This is a genomic window from Terrabacter sp. MAHUQ-38 (assembly GCF_014518425.1).
In the GTDB taxonomy this organism is placed as follows: Bacteria; Actinomycetota; Actinomycetes; order Actinomycetales; family Dermatophilaceae; genus Terrabacter.
Map to the genome: position 1 here is coordinate 141,078 of NZ_JACVCU010000005.1, position 24,472 is coordinate 165,549.

Genomic DNA, 24,472 nt, shown 5'->3' on the forward strand with positions numbered 1-24,472 from the left:
TGATCTGGTGACCGGAAGGTTGTGCCCATGAACGTTCCAGCTTGGGGCTGGTTCCTCACGATCGGTCTGATGACCGTGTTCCTGCTTCTCGACGTGTTCGTCATCGCGCGACGACCACACGTCCCGACGATGGGCGAGGCCGGACGCCATCTGGCGTTCTACGTCGCCGCCGCCGTGCTCTTCGGACTGTTCGTCTGGTTCGAGTGGGGCGGTCAGTACGCCGGTGAGTTCTACGCCGGCTGGCTGACCGAGTACTCCCTGTCGGTCGACAACCTCTTCGTCTTCCTGCTCATCATGGCCAGTTTCAAGGTGCCGCAGAAGCTGCAGCAGTCCGCCCTGATGATCGGCATCATCATCGCGATCGTGCTGCGCGGCATCTTCATCGCGCTCGGCGCGGTCGTCATCAACGCGTACGCCTGGGTCTTCTACCTCTTTGGCGCGTTCCTCATCTACACCGCCGTCAAGCTCGCGACCGGCGGCGAGAGCGACGACGACGAGTACCACGAGAACCGGCTCCTGATCTGGGTCGAGAAGCGCTTCCCGGCGACGAAGGCGTGGAACGGCACCCGCCTCACGGTTCTCGAGAAGGGCAAGCGGCTCGTCACGCCGATGTTCATCGTCATCCTGGCGCTGGGCACGACCGACCTGCTCTTTGCGCTGGACTCGATCCCGGCCATCTACGGTCTGACGAAGGAGCCGTTCCTCGTCCTGACGGCGAACATCTTCGCCCTCATGGGTCTGCGCCAGCTCTACTTCCTCATCGGTGGCCTGCTCAAGAAGCTCGTCTACCTCAGCATCGGCCTGGCGGTCCTGCTCGCCTTCATCGGCGTCAAGCTCGTCATGCACGCGCTGCACGAGAACAACCTGCCGTTCGTCAACGGCGGCGAGCCGATCCACGGCGTGCCGGACATCCCCATCTCCGTGTCGCTCGGCGCCATCGTCGTCATCCTCGGGGTCACGACGGTCGCCAGCCTCTGGAAGTCGCGCCGTGACGCGGCACTCGAGGCGGCCACCGGCACGAGCGCCGTGGAAGGCCCGGACGCTTCGACGCCCGATGCCTCACGCGACGAGACGGGCGCCACAGGCCGCGGCGCCTCCGCCGCCCGCGCGCGCACGAACGACCCCCTCTGAGCCGTCTGCCGTTCTGAGCGCCCGTCGACCCCTGGGTCGGCGGGCGCTCACGGCTGTCGCAGCGGCCTGGCCGCGTCAGCGTACGCGGTGCGCGGCGAGCCAGCCGACGACGGCCGGGACCGCCATGACGGCGAACACCGTGACGTACGCGCCGGGAAGAGCAGAGCCCGCCGCCGCGAAGACGATGGCCGACAGGGCGATCGCGGTGGCCGCCCCAGCGGAGTCGCCGATCTGGAGCGCCGAGCTGACGAAGCCCTGCTCGGTCGACTCGGCGCGGGAGAGGGCCTGCGCGGTGACCCTGGGGTAGAGCGTCCCGATGCCGAAGCCGAGCACCGGGAACGTCGCGACCAGCACCCAGGTCGGTGCGCCCAGGGCGACCGCGAGTGCGAGCCCACCGAGGGTCAGCGTCATCGCCGCGAGCGACGCGGACGCGGTCCGCCCGATCTCGAACCGCCGGTCCCATCGGCCCTGCACCCACGACCCGACGAACCACGCGACGCCCGTGACGGTGAGGGCGATGCCGGCGAGGCTCGGGCTCAGGCCGTCGCGATCGGTGAGCAGCCGAGGCAGGTAGACCTCGGCGCCGCTGAACGCCGCGAACGCCAGGGCTCGCAGGGCGATGTCGGTCGGCAGCCCTCGGGCCGCGCGCAACGTGCCGCGCGGGGTCAGCGGCAGAAGGGTCAGTCCGACGACGACGAGAGCGAGGATCGCGAGCGTGACCCCGAACGGGTCGAGCCGGTCCGCGACGGCATTGAGGCCGAGGACGGCGACGGCGAGCACGACGGATGCGGCGATCGAGCGCCACCGCCAGGGCACGTCGACGAGGTCCTGGCGCAGTCCGGCGATGATCCGGCCGAGGAGCACGGCGGCGACCAGCAGGACGACGAGCGCGAGCCCGAAGACCCACCGCCAGCCGATCGTCTGCGCGATGAGGCCCGCCACGAACGGACCCGCGATCGAGGGGACGACCCACGCCGCCGAGAAGCCTGCGAGGATCGCGGTGTGCAGGCGCTGCGGGTAGACGCGCGTCACGAGGACGTAGAGCGCGGTGCTCGTCATTCCGGCGCCAAGCCCTTGGACGACGCGGGCCACGACGAGCACCACCATGTCCGGCGCGAGCCCCGCCACGACGAGCCCGGCCGCGAAGAGGACCAGGCCGAGCAGCAAGGGTGGCCGGGGCCCACGCCGGTCGGCCAGGTTGCCCGACCAGACGATGCTCACGATGCCGGCCGCCAGGGTCGCCGTGAACGCCATGGCGTAGAGCGAGGCGCCGTCGAGGTCGCGGGCGATCGTCGGCATCACCGTCGTCAGCGCGAGCGCCTCGAACGCGTGCAGCGAGACGAGGGCGAGGACACCGATCGTCGTGGCCCGCAGCGTCGGCGACAGCAGTCCACCGGGCGGTTCGAGGTCGGGCTTCGTGGGCTCAGCTCTCATGGTGTTCGAGGTCATGGGCAGACGCTAGAACTTCGAGTCGACCTGAGGTCAAGCCGGACGTCATCAGCCGGGTCCGAGGGCGGCGTCGGGGGACTCGGGACGCGCCTGGGCGCCGAGCACGATGAGGCTGGCGAGCACGACGAGCACCATGCCGGCGACCTGCCAGCGGTCGAGCACCTGCCGGAGGACGACGAACCCGGCCAGGGCGCCGAGGACGGGCTCGAGGCTGAGCAGGATCCCGAAGACGCGCTGCGCGAGGTGGCGCAGCGCGACGAGCTCGAGCGAGTAGGGCAGCACGGACGAGAGGATGGCGATGCCGAGCCCGAGCGCAACGTCCCCTGGCGTCCACTCGTCCACCGAGGCAAGCCCGAGCGGCGTCACCGCGACCGACGAGACGATCAGCGCCAGGGCGAGTCCGTCGAGGCCGCCGAAGGCGCGACCGGTGCGCTGGCTGAGGACTATGTATGCGGCCCACAGGACGCCGGCCAGGGCGGCGAGCCCGACCCCGACCAGGTCGAGACGATCCCACGACGTGTGCAGGACGCCGGACACGAGGACGACGCCGAGTGCTGCTGCGGCGACGGCGAGGACGTCGCGCGTTCGTCGGCTGAGCGCGGCCGCGAGGCCGAGCGGTCCGAGGAACTCGACGGTGACGGCGACCCCGAGGGGCAGGTGCGCGAGCGAGGCGTAGAACGAGGTGTTCATCGCTCCGAGGACGAGGCCGAAGAGGACGACCGTGCCCCAGTCCCGGCGGCTGCGCCGGCGCCACGACGGGCGGGCAACGGCGTAGAGGATGACCATGGCGAAGACGAGCCGCAGCAGGACGGAGCCCGGCGCACCGATCCGGGGGACGAGCGTGGCCGCGAAGGCACCGCCGAACTGGACCGAGACGACGCCGCCGAGGACCAGCAGAGGAGCCGTTCGACGGTCCACGCTCACGGCATCGGCAGGCGGCCGGCGGCGACGAGGGTCGTGAGGCGCTCCGCGGAAAGGTCCTCCTCGACCAGCACGCTGCCGGTCTCGGACGCGTGGACCATGCGGCCGGGACGGACGACGATGCCGACGTGGTGGATGGGTCGGCCGGGGCGGGCGAAGAAGTACAGGTCGCCCGCGTGCACGTCGTCGAGGTCGACCGGCGCAGCGAAGTCGGCCTGCGCGTAGGCGTCACGCGCCACCACCACGCCCAGCCGGCGCCAGGCGTACAGCACGAGGCCCGAGCAGTCGAACCCGAGCGGCGAGAGTCCGGACCAGAGGTACGGCAGGCCGATGTGGCGCCGTGCCTCCGTGATGGCGGGGTGCTCGTCTCCGTCCGCAGATGCCGGCTCCCGTCCGGGCCACCCCACGTCGGCCGCGACCGGGAGCGTCTCGAGGTGCGCAGTGACCACCCATCCGGGGTAGCCGCGGTCGTCCTTGGGCGAGATCTGCCACGGCGCGACGACGTGAGACCACCGCCCGGACGAGTCCGTCTCGGTGACGGTCACCGGCTCGCCGAGGAGCAGCTGCGACTCGACCCTGCCGTGCAACCCCAGCCGTCCGTCGCCGGACTCGTCGTCCGCGCTGTTCGCGTCGAGAGCGGCCAGCCACCGGAGGACGTCCGGCTCGTCGGCGACGACGGGAGCATCGACGGGACGGGGGCTCCCGGGGGTGGACCAGATGGTGGTCACGGGGACGCGGACACGATGGGTGGCGGTGACGGTCGAGCTCACGCTCGCCATCCTCGCACCACGCCCGCGTCACCGTTCACGCCGGCGGGCGCCGTTGCCGCTCAGAGGCGCCGGCTGGGCTTCCTGACACTCCGCTGGCACTCACCTGCCGAGTCGATGTGGACCGGGCCGAGGTGCTGGCCCGTGCGCGTCGGTGGCCGTACCTTCAGAGGTATGGAAGAGCGAATCACCCTAGAAGGATTCGACCCGCCGAAGAACCGTCGGCACGGCCCGGACGGCGACCTCGTCGACGTACAGGGTTGGCTCCACGCCCCGGTCGACTGGACGGGAGGACCGCGGCTCGAGCGGGCCTGGCGCGACCGTCACGGCCAGTCACGGCTCGGCGTCGGTCTCTCGGTGGCGAACAACCCGAGGCGCCACATCCTCGTGACGAACGTCTCGGCCGACCTCGACTTCGTGAGGTCCGAGCTCGAGTCGCTCATCGCCGAGTTCGAGCCCCAGGAGTCGCTCGAAGGCGCCCAGTAGGTCGGCTCGGCCGGTGGGCCTTTGTGACCACGCCGCGTCCGGCTTGTCCGATTGGTGTGGTGTGCGGGCCGGCGACATCGCGGCGAACCTCGCGAGTGCGGCCCCGCGGAGCCCGCTCGCTCGTAGTCTGAGGGCGTGACGAGACCGGCCATCATCACGGTCGACGACGACGCGCCGGTCTCCGCCGCGATCGCCAGGGACCTCAGGGCGCGCTACGGCGCGGACTACCGCATCGTGCGCGCCGGCTCGGGGGCCGAGGCGCTCGACGTCGTCGGCCGGCTCGTCCTGCGCGGCCAGTCGGTCGCGCTCGTCGCCTCCGACCAGCGGATGCCGGGCATGACCGGCATCGAGCTGCTCGCCCGGGTGCGCGTCGACGCCCCGGACGCGAAGCTGTTGTTGCTCACGGCGTACGCCGACACCGACGTCGCCATCTCGGCGATCAACGACATCGGCCTCGACCACTACCTGCTCAAGCCGTGGGACCCGCCAGAGGACCGGCTGTACCCCGTCGTCGACGACCTGCTCTCGGACTGGCGCAACGCTCATCCGGAGGAGACCAACGACGTCCGCGTCGTCGGCGACCGGTGGTCGGAAGGCAGCCAGCTCGTCAAGGCGTTCCTCGCGAACAACCACGTGCCGTACGTGTGGCTCGATGTCGAGCGCGACGAGGAAGGTGCCCGCCTGCGGGACCTCGCCCAGGCGAAGCCGGACGACCTTCCGCTGGTCCTCGTGCCGGACGGCGAGACGCTCCGGGCACCCACGACGGTCGCGGTCGCGACGGCCCTCGGCCTGCGGACCCGGGCCGAGCGCGACCTCTACGACCTCTGCATCGTCGGTGGTGGTCCGGCCGGTCTCGCCGCCGCGGTCTACGCCGCGTCCGAGGGACTGAGCACCGTCATCGTCGAGCACGACGCTCCCGGGGGTCAGGCCGGCCAGAGCGCGGCCATCGAGAACTACCTCGGGTTCCCGCGCGGGCTCTCGGGGTCCGACCTGGCGCAGCGGGCCATCGCGCAGGCGCGACGGTTCGGCGCCGAGATGGTGCTGGCCCGTGACGTGGTGGCGCTGGAGTCCCGCGGCCCGGTTCGCGCGGTGCGGCTCGAGGGCTCCGACGACATCGAGGCCCGCAGCATCGTGCTGGCCACCGGCGTCGCGTACCGGCGGTTGGAGGCAGCCGGGGTCGACTCCCTCACCGGGCGTGGGGTGCACTACGGCTCGAACGCCGCCCAGGCCGCCGCCTGCAAGGGCGACGAGGTCTACGTCGTCGGCGCCGCGAACTCCGCGGGGCAGGCTGTGCTCAACCTCGCGAGGTTCGCCCGGCGCGTCACGCTGCTGGTCCGCGGCGACTCTCTCGAGGCGAGCATGTCGCAGTACCTCGTGGAGCGGATCCGCGCCGACGACCGGATCCGGGTGCTGTGCCGCACCGAGGTCGTCGGCGCCGACGGCGACGGACATCTCGAGCGGCTCACTCTCGCCGACAGGCACACCGGCGCGACGACCCTGGTCGAGGCGGCGTGGCTGTTCGTCTACATCGGGGCCTCGCCCCGCACGGACTGGCTCGGGTCCGACGTCTCTCGTGACGACCACGGCTTCGTCGTCACGGGGCACGACCTCGTCACTGGCCCGCACGCCGGCGGCTGGTCCCTGTCCCGCCCCCCGTTCGCGCTCGAGACCAGCCTGCCCGGTGTGTTCGCGGCCGGTGACGTGCGCTCCGACTCGATGAAGCGCGTCGCCTCGGCGGTCGGCGAGGGGTCGATGTCGGTGTACTTCGTCCACCGGTACCTCGCCACGATCTGACGTCAGAGAGGACAGTGCATGCTCGACCTCGCCGACCTACGGAAGGTCCCGCTGTTCGACGGTCTCCGCGACGACCAGCTCGCGGTGCTGCTCGCCGACGGGGCGGAGCAGCCGGTGATCCCGGGCGAGGTCGTGTTTCGCGAAGGCGACCACGCGGACGACTGGTGGGTGCTCGTCGACGGGGCGCTCGACCTCTCGCGGCACATCGGGCGCGAGGACGTCGTCGTCGGCCGGATGGACGTCCCGGGCCGCTGGGCGGGCGGCTTCCGCGCCTGGGACGAGCAGGGCGTCTACCTCGCCACCGCACGCGGCGTGACGGCCGGGCGCCTACTGCGCGTATCGTCCGAGCGGCTCCACGAGCTCGCCAACGAGTGGTTCCCCTTCGCGGCGCACCTGGTCGCCGGCCTCTACGGGACGGCGCGGTCGATCGAGGCCACGGCGCGCCAGCGCAACGGGCTCGTCACCCTCGGCACGCTCGCCGCTGGTCTCGCCCACGAGATCAACAACCCGGCAGCCGCAGCCACTCGGTCGGCGGCGGAGCTCGAACGGGCCTGCGACGGCCTGCTCGACTCACTTCGGCACATGGCCGTCAGCGAGGTGACCGCGGCGCAGTTCAACGAGCTCGACGCGCTGCGCCGCGAGCTGAAGCCGCCGACGGCGCTTGCGGATCCGCTCGAGACCGCAGATCGCGAGGAAGTGCTGGGCGACTGGCTCGAACGCTCCGGCGTCGACAAGCCGTGGGATCTCGCGCCGGCGCTCGTGTCGGCCGGGGCCGACGTGGCGTGGCTCGAGCGCGCGGCCGCCGCGACCGCGCCTGACGCGCTCGATGCCTCGCTCGGGTGGGTCGCGCGCACCATCGACGTGTCGGCGCTGCTCGCCGAGGTCCGCGAGTCGACGCGTCGTGTGTCGGAGCTCGTCGCCGGCATCAAGACGTACTCGCAGATGGACCGCGCGTCACACCAGCGGCTCGACGTCCGTGAAGGTCTCGAGAGCACGTTGCTGGTCATGGGCCCGCGGCTGCGCGAGGGCGTCACGGTCGTGCGCGACTGGGGGACTGACGTACCCCTCGTCGACGGGCTGCCCGGTGAGCTCAACCAGGTGTGGACCAACCTCGTCGACAACGCCGTCGACGCGATGGAGGGCTCGGGCACCCTCACGGTGCGGACGCGGCGCGACGGCGACGCGGTCCTCGTGGAGGTCCGCGACACCGGCGTGGGCCTGAGCCCCGAGGCGCAGCAGCGTGCCTTCGAGGCGTTCTACACGACGAAGGACGTCGGTCGCGGGACCGGCCTCGGACTCGACATCGCACAACGCATCGTCGTCGACCGCCACGGGGGCACGATCGAGGTCGAGTCGCGGCCGGGGGACACGCGCTTCCGCGTGCGGCTGCCGATCACCTCGCCGACGCCGACCGGCCCCTGACCGCGCGCGAAGTCCGCCGGGGCGCAGCTGGCGTCTGGGTGGCGGCCGTTCGGGGCGCGCGAAGTCCGCAGGGGCGCAGTTGGCGTATGCCGCATGGCCGGCGAGCGGTTCACCAACCGCGAGCGCGCCACTCGTCGAGGTGCGGGCGTTCCGCCCCGAGGGTCGAGTCGTCGCCGTGGCCGGGGTAGAACCAGGTGGCGTCGTCGTAGACGTCGAAGACGCGCGTCGTGACGTCCTCGATGAGTGAGTCGAAGCTCTGGCCGGGGTTCTTCGTGTTGCCGATGCCGCCGGGGAAGAGGCTGTCGCCCGTGAACAGGTGGGTGTGGCCCCCGGGGTCGGCATAGGCCAGCGCGATCGAGCCCGGCGTGTGGCCGCGCAGGTGGACGACGTCGAGTGTCACGTCGCCGACATCGACGGTGTCACCCTGGCCGACGCGCACGTCGACATCGACCGGCAGGGCGTCCGCGTCGTCCGTGCCGGCGACCGTGCGGGCGCCAGTCGCGGCCACGACCTCCGCCAGCGCCCCCACGTGGTCGTGGTGCTGGTGCGTGGTCACCACCGTCTCGAGCCCCTCGCCGCCCGAGGTGACGAGGTCGAGGAGGCGCCCGGCCTCGGCGGCCGCGTCGATGAGGAGCTGGCGTCCCGTCGCGCGGCATGTCAGCAGGTAGGCGTTGTTGTCGAACGAGCCCACCGACAGCTTGCGGATGATCAGTCCGGGCAGCTCGCGCACCTGTGCCGGCCCGCCCGGGGTGGCGTGGCCCATGTAACCGTCGGACGTCTGCGAGCCGGTCACGGGTCAGCCTCCGAACGGCAGGGTCGGGACCGGGCCGTCGAACTCGACGCCGTCGGTGCTCCCTCGGGCGAGCCACATCAGCACGTCGGCGCGCGCGCCCGAGACCCGGGTCGTTCCGTCGCCCACCGTGTAGTCGTCGCCCTCGGTGGTCCTGACGCGCATCGACGGCGGGTTGTCGTCGTGGGTCAGGCGGTTGACGGCGTCGCGCAGGAACAGGGCGACGACCTCGGCCGGGGCGCCCGCGAACGTGTATCCGGCATCGAGGTCGACGTGGTGGTAGACGACCTCGCGCAGCCGCATGAACGGGACCATCCGGACCTCGATCGGGAACCCGCCCGGCGTCCGCTCGACCCGCACCTCGGCGTGCTCCGGTCCCAGGGCCTGGAGCCGCTCGGCCAGACGCGCGGCGCTGTCGCGGATGTCCGTCGCCTGGTCGTCCGCCGACCGGCGGGCACCGCGGGCGATGTCGGCATCGCGGGCCTCGGCGTCGTCGTACATGGTGTCGGGGGTGCCGGTCAGGGCCACGTCGCACACCCGGGCGAGCGCGTCGGCATTGCGGGCCACGTGCGACAGGACGTGGCCGCGCGACCAGCCCTCGCACAGCGACGGTGCGAGGACGGCGTCGTTGCGGAAGCTGGCCGCGGTGGCGAGCAGCCGTTCCGTCTCGGCGGTGACGAGCTCGGCCGTCACGTCAGCGTGCTTCATGGGTGGCCTTTCCGGTCGCCTTCTCGAGGGCCAGCGCGGCCCCGACGAGGGTCAGGTGCGAGAACGCCTGGGGGAAGTTGCCCACCATGCGCTCGCCAATCGGGTCGTACTCCTCCGAGAGCAGGCCGACATCGTTCGTGAGGCCGACGAGGCGGTCCATCAGCTCGGTGGCTTGCGTCGTCATACCCGCCTTCGCGTAGGCGGTCACGAGCCAGAAGGAGCAGGCCAGGAAGGGGTGCTCGTCACCGGAGATCCCGTCGACGTTGGTCTCGGTGCGGTAGCGCATGACGAGGCCGTCGCGCAGCAGGTCGTTCTCGACCGCGGCGATGGTGCCGAGCATCCTCGGGTCGTCGCCGTCGACGAACCCGACCGACGACAGCGTCAGGAGCGAGGCGTCGACCTCCGTCGTGTCGTAGTGCTGGACGAACGTGTTCCTCTCGACGCTGAAGCCCTTCTCCATGACCTCCTCGCGCACCCGGTCACGCAGCTCGCGCCACTCGTCCACCGGGCCCTCGAGACCGTAGCGCTCCACGGCGCGGATGGCCCGGTCGAAGGCCGCCCACACCATCACCCGGGAGTGCGTGAAGTGCCGGAGCGGGCCACGGACCTCCCACAGGCCGTTGTCGGCCTCCTCCCAGTGCTTCGCGAGGTGGTTGACCAGGGCGCGCTGGAGGTACCACGAGTCGTCGTTGTCCTCGAGCCCCCGCGAGCGGGCGTGGTCGAGCGAGATCATCACCTCGCCCAGCACATCCGTCTGCCGCTGGTCCACGGCGGCGTTGCCGACACGTACGGGCTGCGACCCGGCATACCCCGGGAGATGGCTCAGCACCCGCTCGGGGAGGTCACGTCCGCCGTCGACGCGGTACATGATCTGCATGTCCTCGGGGTCACCGGCGACGGCCCTCAGCAGCCAGGCCCGCCACAGCTCGGTCTCCTGGACGTAGCCGCAGCCGAGCAGCGCCTCGAGAGTCAGCGCGGCGTCGCGCAGCCAGCAGAACCGGTAGTCCCAGTTGCGCTCGCCCCCGAACTCCTCGGGCAACGACGACGTGGCGGCTGCCACGATGCCGCCCGTCGCCTGGTGCGTGAGCGCGCGCAGCACGAGCAGCGAGCGGGTGACGGTCGACGCGTACGGGCCGGTGTAGTGGCTCCGTGCCGCGTACTCCTCGCTGAGCGCGATCGTCTCCAGGATGCGCGCGCGGATGCGGAGCGGCGGCGGGATGGGCTCGTGGCTGCGGAACCACGTGGTCGAGAACGTCAGCACGTCGCCGGCCGACACGTCGAACTCGTCGACGTGGTGACCGTCCTGGGCATGTGGGAGCCTGGCGCCACGGAGCACGAGCATGTCGGGGCCCGCGATCGCCGTGATGATCTCGTCGGTGCGTCCCTCGAGGTCCTCGGTGTCGCGCATGACCCAGGGGCGGGTGCGGCCGTAGTTGAACCGCACCGTCCACTCGTGGACCATCCGCACCGTTCCCTCGAGCCCCTCGACGCGGCGCAGGACGTCGGACCGGCCGTCGCCGAGCGGCATGACGTCGGTGACCTTGACCCGGCCGGTCGAGGTCTCGTGCGTCGTCTCGAGCACGAACGAGTTACCGACGTAGCGGCGCGTGGTCACGGCGTCCTCGTCGACGGGCGCGATGAGCCACCGGCCGTGCTCGGGCGTGCCGAGCAGCGCCGAGAAGCATGCGCGCGAGTCGAAGCGGGGCAGGCACAACCAGTCGATGGAGCCGCGCCGGCTCACGAGGGCGGCCGTGCCGAGGTCGCCGAGCATGGCGTAGTCCTCGATCGGGGTGGGCACGTGCTCACTCATGACTGCGAGTATGCCGTTCCGCCGGGCCGGAAGTGCTGCGCCCCGCCCCGTCCGTGTCGTCTCCGCCCGCCGCCGATGAGGGTACTGTCGGCGACCCCACCTAGCATGTTGCGCGTGACTGCTACGCCCACCGGCAACGCCCATTCCCTCGTCGTCCGCGGCGCGCGCGAGCACAACCTGCGCGACGTGTCGGTCGACCTCCCCCGTGACAGCCTCATCGTCTTCACCGGGCTCTCCGGGTCGGGCAAGTCGAGCCTCGCCTTCGACACGATCTTCGCCGAGGGTCAGCGCCGCTACGTCGAGTCCCTGTCCGCGTACGCCAGGCAGTTCCTCGGGCAGATGGACAAGCCCGACGTCGACTTCATCGAGGGACTCTCGCCGGCGGTGTCCATCGACCAGAAGTCGACGAACCGCAACCCGCGCTCGACCGTCGGCACCATCACCGAGGTCTACGACTACCTCCGCCTGCTCTTCGCCCGCGCCGGCAGGCCGCACTGCCCGGTCTGCGGCGAACCCGTGACGCGGCAGTCGCCCCAGCAGATCGTCGACCAGCTCCTCACGCTCGAGGACCGCACGCGCTTCCAGGTCCTGGCCCCGGTCGTGCAGGGCCGCAAGGGCGAGTTCGTCGACCTCTTCGCCGAGCTGCAGACCAAGGGCTTCTCGCGCGCTCGTGTCGACGGCGAGGTCGTCTCCCTCACCGAGCCCCCCGCGCTCGAGAAGCAGAAGAAGCACACCATCGAGGTCGTCGTGGACCGCCTCGTCGCCAAGGGTGACGACGCCGGGTCCAAGCGCCGGCTCACCGACTCGGTCGAGACCGCGCTGGGCCTGGCCGGCGGAGTCGTCATCGTCGACTTCGTCGACCGCGACGCGAAGGACAAGGAACGCGAGCGCCGGTTCTCCGAGAAGATGGCGTGCCCCAACAACCACCCCCTCGGCATGGACGAGATCCAGCCGCGGTCCTTCTCGTTCAACTCGCCGTTCGGTGCCTGCCCCACCTGCACCGGCATCGGCACCGAGCTCGAGGTCGACCCCGAGCTCGTCGTGCCCGACGACGACCTGTCGCTCGCCGAGGGCGCCATCCAGCCGTGGGCGCAGGGCTCCGGCTCGGCCGAGTACTTCCAGCGCGTCATGGAGGCTCTCGGCGAGGACATGAAGTTCTCGATGGACGTGCCCTGGCGGGCCCTGCCCGAGCGCGCCAAGGAGGCCCTGCTCCACGGCCAGAACTACAAGGTCCACGTCCGCTACAAGAACCGCTACGGCCGCGACCGGTCCTACACGACGGGCTTCGAGGGCGTCGTGCCCTTCATCAAGCGGCGCCACTCCGAGACCGACTCCGACTGGAGCCGTGACCGCTACGAGGGCTTCATGCGCGAGGTCCCGTGCCCGGTCTGCCGGGGCGCGCGCCTCAAGCCCGAGTCGCTCGCCGTGCTCGTCGGCGGCAAGAACATCTCGGAGGTCTGCGCACTCGCCATCAGCGAGGCCGCCGGCTTCCTCGACACCGTCGACTTCACCTCGCGCGAGCAGCAGATCGCCGAGCGCGTCATCAAGGAGATCGACGCGCGGCTCGGCTTCCTCCTCGACGTCGGCCTCGACTACCTCTCGCTCGACCGGCCTGCGGGCACGCTGTCGGGAGGTGAGGCGCAGCGCATCCGCCTCGCCACCCAGATCGGGTCGGGTCTCGTGGGCGTCCTCTACGTCCTCGACGAGCCCTCGATCGGGCTGCACCAGCGCGACAACCACCGACTCATCGAGACGCTGACGCGCCTGCGCGACCTCGGCAACACCCTCATCGTCGTCGAGCACGACGAGGACACCATCGCGACCGCCGACTGGGTCGTCGACATCGGCCCGGGTGCGGGCGAGCACGGCGGCCACGTCGTGCACTCCGGCCCGGTCAAGGGCCTGCTCGAGCACCCCGACTCGCTGACCGGCATGTACCTCTCGGGTCGCCGTGAGATCCCGACGCCCGACGTGCGCCGGGGCCACGACGGCCGCCAGATCACCGTGACCGGCGCGCGTGAGAACAACCTCCAGAACGTCTCCGTGAGCTTCCCGCTGGGCAATCTCGTCGCCGTGACGGGCGTCTCCGGCTCCGGCAAGTCGACGCTCGTCAACGACATCCTCTACAACGTCCTCGCCAACAAGCTCAACGGCGCGCGCCACGTCCCCGGGCGGCACAAGACCGTCACGGGCCTCGACCAGCTCGACAAGGTCGTGCACGTCGACCAGAGCCCGATCGGACGCACGCCACGATCGAACGCAGCCACGTACACCGGCGTCTTCGACAACATGCGCAAGCTCTTCGCCGAGACGACGGAGGCCAAGATCCGCGGCTACCAGCCGGGCCGGTTCTCCTTCAACGTCAAGGGCGGGCGCTGCGACGCGTGCTCCGGTGACGGCACGATCAAGATCGAGATGAACTTCCTGCCTGACGTCTACGTCCCGTGCGAGGTGTGTCACGGCGCCCGCTACAACCGCGAGACGCTGGAGGTGCACTTCAAGGGCAAGACCATCGCCGACGTGCTCGACATGCCGATCGAGGAGGCCGCGACCTTCTTCGAGGCGGTCCCCGCGATCTCGCGCCACCTCAAGACCCTCAACGACGTCGGCCTGGGCTACGTGCGCCTCGGTCAGCCCGCCCCGACCCTCTCCGGTGGTGAGGCCCAGCGCGTGAAGCTCGCGAGCGAGCTGCAGAAGCGATCCACCGGACGCACCATCTACGTCCTCGACGAACCGACCACCGGTCTGCACTTCGAGGACATCCGCAAGCTCCTCGACGTGCTGCAGGGCCTCGTCGACAAGGGCAACACCGTCATCGTCATCGAGCACAACCTCGACGTCATCAAGAACGCCGACTGGATCGTCGACCTGGGACCCGAGGGCGGCTCGGGCGGCGGCCTTGTCATCGCCGAGGGCACTCCCGAGGACGTCGCCGACGTCGAGGCGAGCCACACCGGTCGCTTCCTGCGACCCATCCTCGAGCGCACCGCCCGCACGACGACCCGCACGAAGACTTCCACGACGACCCGCAGCACGACGCGCGGTCGGTCGTCGAAGCAGGGCACCACGGGCTCACAGCGCGCTGACGGGCCGGGCACAGGAACGGGCCGCACAGTGGCGTCGACGAAGGCGGGCGGTCGCGCACGAGGGGGTGCCACCACTGCCGCCGCGAAGAAGACCACGTCGAGCACGACCGTGAGCAAGACGAGGTCATCCGCCACGACCCGGAAGAGGAACGCATGACCGAGCCCACCCAGTCCAGCACCACCGAGCCGACCGGCAGCACGTCCGGCGTCCCAGGCGAGCGCTCCACCGATCGGGTCGTCTTCATCGCGGACCGACGCTCGATCCTGCGCGCGGGCGGGTTCGCGCTCTGCGCGGGTGCCCTCGCCGCGTGCAGCAGCCCGCCCCTCCCGAGCGTCTCCCAGTCCTCCGGCACCGCCGGATCCTCGTCGCCCGCGGCGAGCTCGGCCGGAGCCACCTCGACGAGCGGGGCCGCGGCGGGCACCGGCGCGGGTGGCACCCCGGTCTCGGAGGTTCCGATCGGCGGAGCGGCGTTCTACCCCGACACGAGCACGATCGTCACGCAGCCGAAGGCCGGCGTCCTCAAGGCCTTCGACATGACGTGCCCACACCAGCAGAACCCTGTCAGGACGGTCGAGGACGGCCAGCTCGTGTGCCCGTCGCACGGGAGCCACTTCGACCTCACGACCGGCGCCCGTCTGTCCGGCCCGGCCGAGCAGGGCCTGACGGCCAAGACGGTCACCGTCACCGGAGACACCTTCACGGTGAGCTGAGGCACCTGCGCCGGAGGCCGTGCCGGGCCGTCGGTGGCCCGACATAGGGTGGAACCGTGGCCGACCCGACGACCTATCGACCGAAGCCGGGGGAGATCCCGACCGACCCGGGCGTCTACCGGTTCCGCGACTCCCACGGTCGGGTGATCTACGTCGGCAAGGCCAAGTCCCTGCGTCCCCGGCTGTCGTCGTACTTCCAGGACATCACGGCGCTGCACCCGCGCACGGCGACGATGGTCACGACTGCATCCTCCGTCGAGTGGACTGTCGTGCGCACCGAGGTCGAGGCGCTACAGCTCGAGTACTCCTGGATCAAGGAGTTCGACCCGCGCTTCAACGTCAAGTACCGCGACGACAAGTCCTACCCGTTCCTCGCCGTGACCATGGGCGAGGAGTTCCCCCGGGCCCAGGTGATGCGTGGCGCGAAGCGCAAGGGCACCCGCTACTTCGGTCCCTATGGGCATGCCTGGGCGATCCGCGAGACCCTCGACCTGCTGCTGCGGGTCTTCCCGCTGCGCACGTGCTCCTCCGGTGTCTTCAAGCGCGCCGCCTCGAGCGGCCGCCCGTGCCTGCTCGGCTACATCGACAAGTGCTCGGCGCCGTGCGTCGGCAGGGTCACCGCCGACGAGCACCGGGCCATCGCCGAGGACTTCTGCGACTTCATGGCCGGCAACACCACTCGCTTCGCCAAGCGGCTCGAGACCCGGATGAAGGAGGCCGCGGCAGAGCTGGACTTCGAGCAGGCGGCCCGGCTCCGCGACGACATCGGCGCTCTGACCAAGGCGCTCGAGAAGCAGGCCGTCGTCCTCGGCGACGGCACCGACGCCGACGTCTTCGCCCTCGCCGATGACGACCTCGAGGCCGCGGTCCAGGTCTTCCACGTGCGCGGTGGTCGCATCCGCGGTCAGCGCGGCTGGGTCGTCGAGAAGGAGAGCGAGGACGTCCCCACGCTCGTCGAGCACCTCCTCCAGCAGGTCTACGGCGACGCCGACCGCGACGCCGTGCCGCGCGAGGTCCTCGTCCCGACGGTGCCGACCGACCTCGAGGCGGTCACCGAGTGGCTGACGTCGGTGCGCGGCTCGGGGGTCAGCGTGCGGGTGCCGCAGCGCGGCGACAAGCGGACCCTGATGGAGACGGTGCGGCGCAACGCCGAACAGTCCCTCGCCAGGCACAAGGTCGCCCGGGCCGGCGACCTCACCCTGCGCAGCCGGGCCCTGCAGGAGCTGCAGGACTACCTCGGCCTCGACGACCCCCCGCTGCGCATCGAGTGCTACGACGTGAGCCACGTGCAGGGCACCAACGTCGTCGCGTCGATGGTCGTCTTCGAGGACGGCCTCGCGCGCAAGAGCGAGTACCGCCGCTTCATCGTGCGCGGCGCGGCCTCCGCCGCCGAGGCCGGTCCCACCCGCAACGGCCTGGAGCGCCAGGCCACGGTCGACGACACCGCGGCGATGCGCGAGGTGCTGACCCGCCGCTTCCGCCGCTACCTCGAGGAGGCCGAGGGTGTCGGTGACCTCGACCTGTCCACGGGTGTCGTGGGCGCGTCCGATGCCGAGGGGGACACGACGGGCGGCCGCGCCGCGGACACGGGTGTCGCCGGCAGAGGCCCGGGTGGCGCGATCGACGAGGACGAGGGTCCGTCGTCGTCCGGTCCGATCGACCCCCAGACCGGCCGCCCCCGCCGCTTCGCCTACCCACCCAGCCTCGTCGTCGTCGACGGCGGTCTCCCGCAGGTCAACGCCGCGCAGGCCGTCCTCGACGAGCTCGGCATCGAGGAGGTCGCGCTCGTCGGGCTCGCCAAGCGCCTCGAGGAGGTGTGGCTCCCGCGCGACGACCACCCCGTGATCCTGCCCCGCACCAGCGAAGGCCTCTACCTGCTCCAGCGCCTCCGCGACGAGGCCCACCGGTTCGCCATCACGTTCCACCGCCAGCGCCGTTCGAAGGCGATGACGACGTCCCAGCTGGACGGCATACCCGGGCTCGGCGCGAGCCGGCAGAAGGCTCTGCTGCGCCACTTCGGTTCGGTCAAACGCCTTCGTGCTGCGGACGTGACGGACATCATGGCCCTACCCGGCTTCGGCCGGTCGCTTGCCTCGGCGGTCGTCAACCACTTGGCTGAGGGAGCCCCGCAGGAGCCAGCCGTGAACCTCACGACGGGAGAAGTGCTCGAATGACCGCCGACACCGGCCGCACGCCGCAGACCCGCTTGGCCGACGCGCCGATCGTCATCGTCACCGGGATGAGCGGCGCCGGCCGCAGCACGACCGCCAACGTCCTCGAGGACCTCGGCTGGCTCGTCGTCGACAACCTGCCACCGCAGCTGCTGACACACCTCGCCGAGCTGCGTGACGAGGCGCGCGAGCGGCAACCCGAGTCGCACCTCCAACAGGTGGCCGTCGTCGTCGACGTCCGGTCTCGCGGCTGGTTCGCCCAGCTCGAGGACGCGATCGCCGCGGCTCGCGAACGCGGCGAGCGACCAAGCCTGCTGTTCCTCGACGCCACGGACGAGGCGCTCGTGCGGCGTTTCGAGAGCGTCCGGCGGCCGCACCCGCTCCAGGGGGAGGGGCGGTTGCTCGACGGCATCCAGCGCGAGCGCGAGCTGCTGCTCGACCTGCGCTCGTCGGCCGATGTCGTCATCGACAGCTCGGGCCTCAACGTCCACCAGCTGAGCGCCAAGCTGTCCTCGCTCTTCGCCGGTGACCGTGGTGTGCAGCTGCGCATCGCCGTCATGTCGTTCGGCTTCAAGTACGGCCTGCCGCTCGACGCCGACGTCGTCTTCGACATGCGCTTCCTGCCCAACCCCTTCTGGGTGCCCGAGCTGCGCGGGCTGACGGGCCGCGACAAGCCAGTCGCCGAGTTCGTCATGAAGCAGCCGGGCGCCGAGGAGTTCCTCGACCGTGCCTCCGAGCTGCTCGACACGATGATCGACGGCTACGTGCGCGAGGGGCGCCGCTACGTGACCGTCGCCGTCGGGTGCACGGGCGGCAAGCACCGGTCGGTCGCCACCGCCGAGGCGCTCAGCGCGCGGCTGGGCGGTCGCCACGGAGTCGACACCTTCGTGGTGCACCGCGACCTGGGGCGGGAGTGACCGGAGCACCTGACGTGACCCCTCCTCCCGGGCCCCTTGCCCCACCGCATCACCGCCGCATCGTCGCGCTCGGCGGCGGCCACGGCCTGGCCGCCGCCTTGACCGCCCTCCGGCTCCTCACCGACAGCGTCACGGCCGTGGTCACCGTCGCCGACGACGGTGGCTCGAGCGGCCGCCTGCGCGAGGACTTCGACGTCCTGCCGCCGGGCGACCTGCGGATGGCCCTGTCCGCGCTCTGCGACGACAGCGACTGGGGCCACACGTGGCGTGATGTGCTCCAGCACCGCTTCGCCGGCACGGGCGAGCTGAGGGGCCATGCGCTCGGCAACCTCATGATCGTCTCGATCTGGGAGCTGCTCGGCGACACTGTCGAGGGGCTCGACCTCGTCGGCCGCCTCCTCGGGGCCCGTGGCCGCGTGCTGCCGATGGCCGCCGTGCCGCTCGAGATCGTCGCCGAGATCCGAGGCCACGACCCGCAGCGTCCCGACGAGACCGTCGAGGTACGCGGCCAGCACCGCGTCGCGTCGTCGCCAGGAGTCGTGTCGTCCATCGGCATCCTGCCCACCTGCCCCGAACCGTGCCACGAAGCCATGGCAGCCGTCGCCGACGCCGACTGGGTCATGCTCGGGCCCGGCTCGTGGTTCACCTCGGTCATGCCGCACCTGCTCGTTCCCGGGCTCGCCGACGCGCTGGTCGCGACCCCGGCCAAGCGTCTGCTCAACCTCAACCTCGAGGTGAACAAGGGGGAGACCCGCGACTTCCGTGCAGAGGACCACCTCGCCTCGTTCGCGGCCAACGCTCCCGACCTGCGACTCGACGTCGTGCTCGCCGATCCGAGCGTCGTCCCCGACGGTGCGTCGCTGCGGGCGGCCGCCGCCGACCTGGGCGCCGAGCTCGTCGTCGCACCCGTGGCGGCCAGGGGAGCGCCCGGAGTCCACGATCCGCTCCGGCTCGCCGCAGCCCTGCGCGACGTCGTCTCCTGACGCCTCGGTCGTCCGCCCGTCGGCGTTCCCTCGCGCGCCGCGCCCACCGTCGGGCTCCTGACCTCGTCGGCAGAGGACCGGACGGCCTCCCGCGCGAAGGTGCTTGATCAGGATGGCAGGATGTCGCCCATGGCCATGACAGCGAAGGTGAAGGACGAGCTCTCACGCCTCGAGGTGACCAAACCCTGCTGTCGCAAGGCCGAGGTCTCGACGATGCTCCGCTTCGCCGGTGGCCTGCACATCATCGGCGGCCAGATCGTCGTCGAGGCCGAGCTCGACACGGCCAACGCGGCTCGCCGCCTGCGTCGCAACATCGCGGAGGTCTACGGCCACAAGAGCGACGTGCTGGTCCTCGCGGCCGGCGGCCTGCGCCGGGGCTCACGCTACGTCGTGCGCGTCGTCGAGGATGGCGCGACCCTCGCGCGACAGACGGGCCTCATCGACACCCGCGGCCGACCCGTACGCGGCCTGCCCCCCAAGGTGGTCAGTGCGGCGACGTGCGACTCCGAGGCGGCCTGGCGCGGGGCCTTCCTCGCCCACGGCTCGCTGACCGAGCCAGGCCGCTCCTCAGCCATGGAGGTCACCTGCCCGGGACCCGAGGCCGCGCTCGCCCTCGTCGGCGCTGCGCGTCGGCTGGGCATCCAGGCGAAGGCGCGCGAGGTCCGGGGCGTCGACCGGGTCGTCATCCGTGACGGCGACGCCATCGGCGCCATGCTGACGCGGCTCGGCGCGCACGACGCGGTCCTCGCCTGGGAGGAGCGCCGCATGCGCCGGGAGGTGCGCGCGACCGCGAACCGCCTCGCCAACTTCGACGACGCCAACCTGCGCCGCTCCGCTCGTGCCGCCGTCGCGGCCGGGGCTCGCGTCGAGCGCGCCATGGAGCTGCTCGGCGAGGAGATCCCGGACCACCTGCGCGAGGCCGGCGACCTCAGGCTCGAGCACAAGCAGGCGAGCCTCGAGGAGCTCGGCCAGCTGGCCAAGCCGCCAATGACGAAGGACGCCGTGGCGGGTCGAATCCGTCGGCTCCTCGCGATGGCCGACAAGCGAGCCGAGGAGCTCGGGGTGCCCGGCACCGACGCGAACCTCACCCCCGACATGCTCGAGAGCTGAGCTCCCGGCTCCCTTCCCCGTCCGGCTCCTCATCCGGCTCCTCATCCCGCTCCTCATCCCGCTCCTCACCGAGCGAGGCCGTCCGACGCCACGCCTGCGGAGGCTGCGTCGGGGCTGAGCACACGCTCACCAAGCCCTGAGACTGCCGGTTCGTCGCCACGAGCGACGCACTAGGGTGGGCTGTGATCCAGGTCGCAACGGCGCGACCAAGGTCTGACACATCGTCCGACACAGTCTCACCGAAGAGGTACAGCAGTGACCGTTCGCGTTGGTATCAACGGCTTTGGCCGCATCGGCCGCAACTTCTTCCGCGCCGTGCAGGCGTCCGGAGCCGACATCGAGGTCGTGGCCACGAATGACCTCATGGACAACAAGACCCTCTCCCACCTGCTCAAGTACGACTCGATCCTGGGTCGCTTCCCGGGCGAGGTGACCTACGACGACACGTCGATCGTCGTTGACGGCAAGGCGATCCGCGTGTTCGAGGAGCGCGACCCGGCCGCCATCGACTGGGCCGGCGTCGGCGCCGACATCGTCGTCGAGTCCACGGGCTTCTTCACCGACGCGACGAAGGCCAAGGCCCACGTCGACGGCGGCGCCAAGAAGGTCATCATCTCGGCGCCCGCGTCCAACGAGGACATCACCATCGTCATGGGCGTCAACGACGACCAGTACGACGCGGGAGCGCACACGATCATCTCCAACGCCTCGTGCACGACGAACTGCCTCGGCCCGATGGCCAAGGTGCTCAACGAGGAGTTCGGCATCGTCAAGGGCCTCATGACGACGATCCACGCGTACACGCAGGACCAGAACCTCCAGGACGCGCCGCACAAGGACCTCCGTCGCGCCCGCGCCGCCGCCCTCAACATCGTCCCCACGTCGACCGGCGCCGCCAAGGCGATCGGCCTCGTCCTGCCCGAGCTCAAGGGCAAGCTCGACGGTTACGCGCTGCGCGTGCCGACCCCGACCGGCTCGGCCACCGACCTCACCTTCGAGGCCGGGCGTGAGACGACGGTCGAGGAGGTCAACGCAGCGGTCAAGGCTGCCGCGGAGGGCCCGCTCAAGGGTGTCCTCGTCTACACCGAGGACGCCATCGTGTCGAAGGACATCGAGACCGACCCCGCGTCGTGCATCTTCGATGCCGGCCTCACGAAGGTCATCGGCAACCAGGTCAAGGTCGTCGGCTGGTACGACAACGAGTGGGGCTACTCCAACCGCCTCGTCGACCTCGTCGAGCTCGTCGGCAAGTCCCTCTGAGCCACCCGGCCACCGCCCTCGGCTGTCATCGACACGCCGGGGCGGTGGCCGTCTCCATGCCCGGCTGACCCCCAACCACTGAAGAGGCATACCGCGTGAAGAACACCAGCGACCTCGGGGACCTGCGCGGCAAGCGCGTCCTCGTCCGGTCCGACCTCAACGTGCCGCTCGACGGCTCGACGATCACCGACGACGGCCGCATCCGCGCCTCCGCCCCGACGATCCAGGGCCTCGCCGACGCCGGCGCCCGCGTCATCGTGTGCGCCCACCTCGGGCGGCCCAAGGGATCTCCCGAGGCCAAGTACTCCCTGGCACCCGTCGCGAAGCGCCTCGGCGAGGTGCTCGGCACCGACGTCGTCTTCGCCGACGACACCGTCGGTGACGACGCCAAGGCCAAGGCAGCGGCTCTCGAGGACGGCCAGGTCCTGCTCCTCGAGAACCTCCGTTTCAACGCGGGCGAGACCGCCAAGACCGACGAGGAGCGCGCCGAGTTCGCCGGCGAGCTCGCCTCTCTCGCAGACGTCTTCGTCTCGGACGGCTTCGGCGTCGTGCACCGCAAGCAGGCGTCCGTCTACGACGTCGCCCGGCTCCTGCCGCACGCCACCGGCGGGCTCGTGCAGACCGAGGTCGACGTCCTGCGCCGCCTGACGAAGGACCCCGAGCGGCCGTATGCCGTCGTGCTCGGAGGCGCGAAGGTGTCCGACAAGCTCGGCGTCATCGGCAACCTCCTCGGCACGGCCGACCGCCTCCTCATCGGCGGCGGCATGGTCTTCACCTTCCTCGCGGCCCAGGGCCACGAGGTCGGCAAGAGCCTGCTCGAGGCCGACCAGGTGGACACGGTCAAGGGCTACCTCGACCGCGCCGAGAAGGAGGGCGTCGAGATCGTCCTGCCCGTCGACGTCGTGGCAGCGGACGCCTTCAGCGCGGACGCCCAGCACGAGGTCGTCGCAGCCGACGCGATCCCGGCCGACCGGATGGGCCTCGACATCGGACCCGAGTCGAGCCGTCTGTTCGGCGAGAAGCTCGCAGACTGCCGAACCGTCTTCTGGAACGGCCCGATGGGCGCGTTCGAGATGGAGCCCTACGCCGCAGGCACGAAGGTGCTGGCGCAGGCCCTCGTCGACATCACGAAGGGCGGCGCCCTGACGGTCGTCGGCGGCGGCGACTCCGCGGCTGCCGTGCGTCAGCTCGGCTTCGAGGACTCCGACTTCGGCCACATCTCCACCGGTGGCGGCGCCAGCCTCGAGTACCTCGAGGGCAAGGAGCTGCCCGGACTGACCGTTCTCGAGGAGGGCGACGCCTGATGGCGAAGGACACGAAGCCGGCCGGGCGCACCCCGCTCATGGCCGGAAACTGGAAGATGAACCTCGACCACCTCCAGGCGACGCACCTGGTGCAGAAGCTCGACTGGACCCTGAAGGACGCGAAGCACGACCACACGGCCGTCGAGGTCGCCGTGCTGCCGCCGTTCACCGACCTCCGCTCGGTGCAGACGCTCGTCGAGGGTGACAAGCTCGACCTGAAGTACGGCGCGCAGGACCTCTCGCCGCACACCTCGGGCGCCTACACCGGAGACATCTCCGGTGCGTTCCTCGCCAAGCTCGGCTGCACGTACGTGGCGATCGGGCACAGCGAGCGGCGCGAGGGCCACGGCGAGACCGATCAGCTCGTCAACGCGAAGGTCAAGGCGGCGTACGCCCACGGCCTGACGCCGATCCTGTGCTGCGGCGAGGCCCTCGACGTGCGCAAGGAGGGCCGTCAGGTCGAGCACGTCGTCGAGCAGCTGCGCGCCGACCTCGACGGTGTCACGAAGGAGCAGGCCGCCACGATCGTCATCGCGTACGAACCCATCTGGGCGATCGGCACCGGCGAGGTCGCCACGCCTGACGACGCGCAGGAGGTCTGCGCGGCCATCCGGACGCTCCTCGCCGAGCTCTACAGCGGCGACGTCGCCGACGGCGTCCGCGTGCTCTACGGCGGGAGCGTCAAGGCGGGCAACGTGGCCGCGATCATGGCCCAGGAGGACGTCGACGGCGCCCTCGTCGGTGGCGCGTCGATCGACCCGGCCGAGTTCGCGTCGATCTGCCGCTACCGCGAGCACCTGACGACGGCCTGACCGTACGCGCGTACCCACCCGAGCACGGCCCGTCGGCAGAGCGTGCCCCCGCCGGGGCGTTCGGCCGATGGGCCCTCGGGCAGGTATCCTTGCCCGAGCCCCGGAACACACCGGAACCCGCGGGGGAGCGGCCGACCGGCCCGAGGCCCCCGAGATCCCGACGATTTGGAGTGACCACGTGGATGCGGTTCGCATCGTGCTGCAGGTCCTGCTGGTGCTGTCCAGCATGGTCCTGACCCTGTTCATCCTGCTGCACAAGGGCAAGGGTGGCGGCCTGTCCGACATGTTCGGCGGGGGCATGTCGACCTCCCTCGGTGGATCCTCCGTCGCCGAGCGCAACCTCGACCGCTTCACGGTGGCCGTGGCCGCCGTCTGGGCGGCATCCATCATCGGTCTGGGCCTGCTGGCCCGCTTCGCGAGCTGAGAGGAACGACATGGCCAGCGGTAACGCCATTCGCGGAAGCCGGGTCGGCGCCGGCCCGATGGGCGAGGCCGAGCGCGGCGACGCCGCGCCCCGCGTCCACATCTCCTACTGGTGCTCCAACGGGCACGAGACGCGTCCGAGCTTCGCGGAGGAGCCCGGCATGGTGCTGCCCGAGACGTGGGACTGCCCGCGCTGCGGCTTCCCCGCCGGCCAGGACAAGGACAACCCGCCCGCCCCACCGAAGGTGGAGCCCTACAAGACCCACCTCGCCTACGTGAAGGAGCGTCGCAGCGACGCCGACGGCGCCGCGATTCTCGACGAAGCCCTGAGCACCCTGCGCGAGCGCGGCCTCATCCAGTGACCTGACCGGTCACGCACCGACACGGCCGAAAGGGCCCGGGAGATCTCTCCCGGGC

The 24,472-nt window shown here is 71.1% G+C and carries 21 protein-coding genes; 15 read left to right on the top strand and 6 right to left on the bottom strand.

Annotated features, from left to right (window positions below):
• Window positions 1-27 precede the first annotated feature (27 nt).
• The gene (locus H9I49_RS18675) at window positions 28-1,131 is read left to right on the top strand and encodes a TerC family protein (RefSeq protein WP_188031900.1); all 1,104 of its coding nucleotides are present in this window, start codon (window positions 28-30) and stop codon (window positions 1,129-1,131) included.
• A gap of 75 nt (window positions 1,132-1,206) precedes the next feature.
• On the opposite strand, the gene H9I49_RS18680 is transcribed toward H9I49_RS18675, so the two are convergent.
• From H9I49_RS18680 to H9I49_RS18690, 3 genes are read right to left on the bottom strand one after another with little or no spacing between them, the layout of a single operon-like run.
• On the bottom strand, window positions 1,207-2,580 hold the full coding sequence (locus tag H9I49_RS18680; RefSeq protein WP_188031901.1) for an MFS transporter: 1,374 nt from the start codon (window positions 2,578-2,580) through the stop codon (window positions 1,207-1,209).
• 48 nt (window positions 2,581-2,628) lie between these two features.
• Window positions 2,629-3,504, bottom strand: a complete 876-nt coding sequence (locus H9I49_RS18685; RefSeq protein WP_188031902.1) for an EamA family transporter — start codon at window positions 3,502-3,504, stop codon at window positions 2,629-2,631.
• On the bottom strand, window positions 3,501-4,271 hold the full coding sequence (locus H9I49_RS18690; protein WP_223128919.1) for a C40 family peptidase: 771 nt from the start codon (window positions 4,269-4,271) through the stop codon (window positions 3,501-3,503). Before H9I49_RS18690 ends, H9I49_RS18685 begins: the two co-directional genes overlap by 4 nt.
• A gap of 171 nt (window positions 4,272-4,442) precedes the next feature.
• Here H9I49_RS18690 and H9I49_RS18695 point away from each other — a divergent pair, with 171 nt between their 5' ends.
• From H9I49_RS18695 to H9I49_RS18705, 3 genes are all read left to right on the top strand, one after another.
• Window positions 4,443-4,754 carry a hypothetical protein gene (locus tag H9I49_RS18695; RefSeq protein ID WP_188031904.1) on the top strand — a complete coding sequence of 104 codons (312 nt, stop codon included), beginning with the start codon at window positions 4,443-4,445 and terminating at the stop codon, window positions 4,752-4,754.
• Window positions 4,755-4,889: 135 nt separating this feature from the next.
• Window positions 4,890-6,548 carry an FAD-dependent oxidoreductase gene (locus H9I49_RS24600; protein ID WP_188031905.1) on the top strand — a complete coding sequence of 553 codons (1,659 nt, stop codon included), beginning with the start codon at window positions 4,890-4,892 and terminating at the stop codon, window positions 6,546-6,548.
• A gap of 18 nt (window positions 6,549-6,566) precedes the next feature.
• Entirely contained in the window at window positions 6,567-7,970 is a 1,404-nt protein-coding gene (locus H9I49_RS18705) for a sensor histidine kinase (RefSeq protein ID WP_188031906.1), read from the top strand.
• Between the two features lie 109 nt (window positions 7,971-8,079).
• Here H9I49_RS18705 and H9I49_RS18710 read toward each other — a convergent pair whose 3' ends face one another.
• From H9I49_RS18710 to H9I49_RS18720, 3 genes are read right to left on the bottom strand one after another with little or no spacing between them, the layout of a single operon-like run.
• Window positions 8,080-8,733, bottom strand: coding sequence for an MBL fold metallo-hydrolase (locus H9I49_RS18710; RefSeq protein WP_188032235.1), 654 nt, complete (start codon window positions 8,731-8,733; stop codon window positions 8,080-8,082).
• A 33-nt stretch (window positions 8,734-8,766) separates the two neighbouring features.
• Window positions 8,767-9,468, bottom strand: coding sequence for a maleylpyruvate isomerase family mycothiol-dependent enzyme (locus H9I49_RS18715; RefSeq protein ID WP_188031907.1), 702 nt, complete (start codon window positions 9,466-9,468; stop codon window positions 8,767-8,769).
• Complete coding sequence (locus H9I49_RS18720) at window positions 9,455-11,278, bottom strand: glycoside hydrolase family 15 protein (RefSeq protein WP_188031908.1); 1,824 nt, start codon at window positions 11,276-11,278, stop codon at window positions 9,455-9,457. The genes H9I49_RS18715 and H9I49_RS18720 overlap by 14 nt, the downstream gene beginning before the upstream one ends.
• Before the next feature lie 105 nt (window positions 11,279-11,383).
• Here H9I49_RS18720 and uvrA point away from each other — a divergent pair, with 105 nt between their 5' ends.
• The 11 genes from uvrA to H9I49_RS18775 all read left to right on the top strand — a co-directional run bounded on the left by uvrA (window position 11,384) and on the right by H9I49_RS18775 (window position 24,417).
• Window positions 11,384-14,521: an excinuclease ABC subunit UvrA gene (uvrA, locus tag H9I49_RS18725; protein WP_188031909.1), complete on the top strand. Its 3,138-nt coding sequence runs from the start codon at window positions 11,384-11,386 to the stop codon at window positions 14,519-14,521.
• Entirely contained in the window at window positions 14,518-15,075 is a 558-nt protein-coding gene (locus H9I49_RS18730) for a Rieske (2Fe-2S) protein (protein ID WP_188031910.1), read from the top strand. The genes uvrA and H9I49_RS18730 overlap by 4 nt, the downstream gene beginning before the upstream one ends.
• Before the next feature lie 56 nt (window positions 15,076-15,131).
• Window positions 15,132-17,249 carry an excinuclease ABC subunit UvrC gene (uvrC, locus tag H9I49_RS18735; RefSeq protein WP_188031911.1) on the top strand — a complete coding sequence of 706 codons (2,118 nt, stop codon included), beginning with the start codon at window positions 15,132-15,134 and terminating at the stop codon, window positions 17,247-17,249.
• Complete coding sequence (rapZ, locus tag H9I49_RS18740) at window positions 17,246-18,163, top strand: RNase adapter RapZ (protein ID WP_188031912.1); 918 nt, start codon at window positions 17,246-17,248, stop codon at window positions 18,161-18,163. Before uvrC ends, rapZ begins: the two co-directional genes overlap by 4 nt.
• Window positions 18,164-18,177: 14 nt before the next feature.
• Window positions 18,178-19,146 (top strand): uridine diphosphate-N-acetylglucosamine-binding protein YvcK, encoded by a 969-nt coding sequence (yvcK, locus tag H9I49_RS18745; RefSeq protein ID WP_188031913.1) that lies wholly within the window; start codon window positions 18,178-18,180, stop codon window positions 19,144-19,146.
• Window positions 19,147-19,275: 129 nt separating this feature from the next.
• A complete protein-coding gene (gene whiA / locus H9I49_RS18750) occupies window positions 19,276-20,256 on the top strand; it encodes a DNA-binding protein WhiA (RefSeq protein WP_188031914.1) in 981 nt (326 codons plus the stop codon).
• A gap of 255 nt (window positions 20,257-20,511) precedes the next feature.
• The gene (gap, locus tag H9I49_RS18755; RefSeq protein ID WP_188031915.1) at window positions 20,512-21,516 is read left to right on the top strand and encodes a type I glyceraldehyde-3-phosphate dehydrogenase; all 1,005 of its coding nucleotides are present in this window, start codon (window positions 20,512-20,514) and stop codon (window positions 21,514-21,516) included.
• 95 nt (window positions 21,517-21,611) lie between these two features.
• Complete coding sequence (gene pgk / locus H9I49_RS18760; RefSeq protein ID WP_188031916.1) at window positions 21,612-22,820, top strand: phosphoglycerate kinase; 1,209 nt, start codon at window positions 21,612-21,614, stop codon at window positions 22,818-22,820.
• Window positions 22,820-23,632, top strand: a complete 813-nt coding sequence (gene tpiA / locus H9I49_RS18765; RefSeq protein WP_188031917.1) for a triose-phosphate isomerase — start codon at window positions 22,820-22,822, stop codon at window positions 23,630-23,632. The genes pgk and tpiA overlap by 1 nt, the downstream gene beginning before the upstream one ends.
• 178 nt (window positions 23,633-23,810) lie before the next feature.
• On the top strand, window positions 23,811-24,056 hold the full coding sequence (secG, locus tag H9I49_RS18770) for a preprotein translocase subunit SecG (protein ID WP_188031918.1): 246 nt from the start codon (window positions 23,811-23,813) through the stop codon (window positions 24,054-24,056).
• 10 nt (window positions 24,057-24,066) lie between these two features.
• The gene (locus H9I49_RS18775) at window positions 24,067-24,417 is read left to right on the top strand and encodes an RNA polymerase-binding protein RbpA (RefSeq protein ID WP_081633871.1); all 351 of its coding nucleotides are present in this window, start codon (window positions 24,067-24,069) and stop codon (window positions 24,415-24,417) included.
• Window positions 24,418-24,472: the final 55 nt, after the last annotated feature.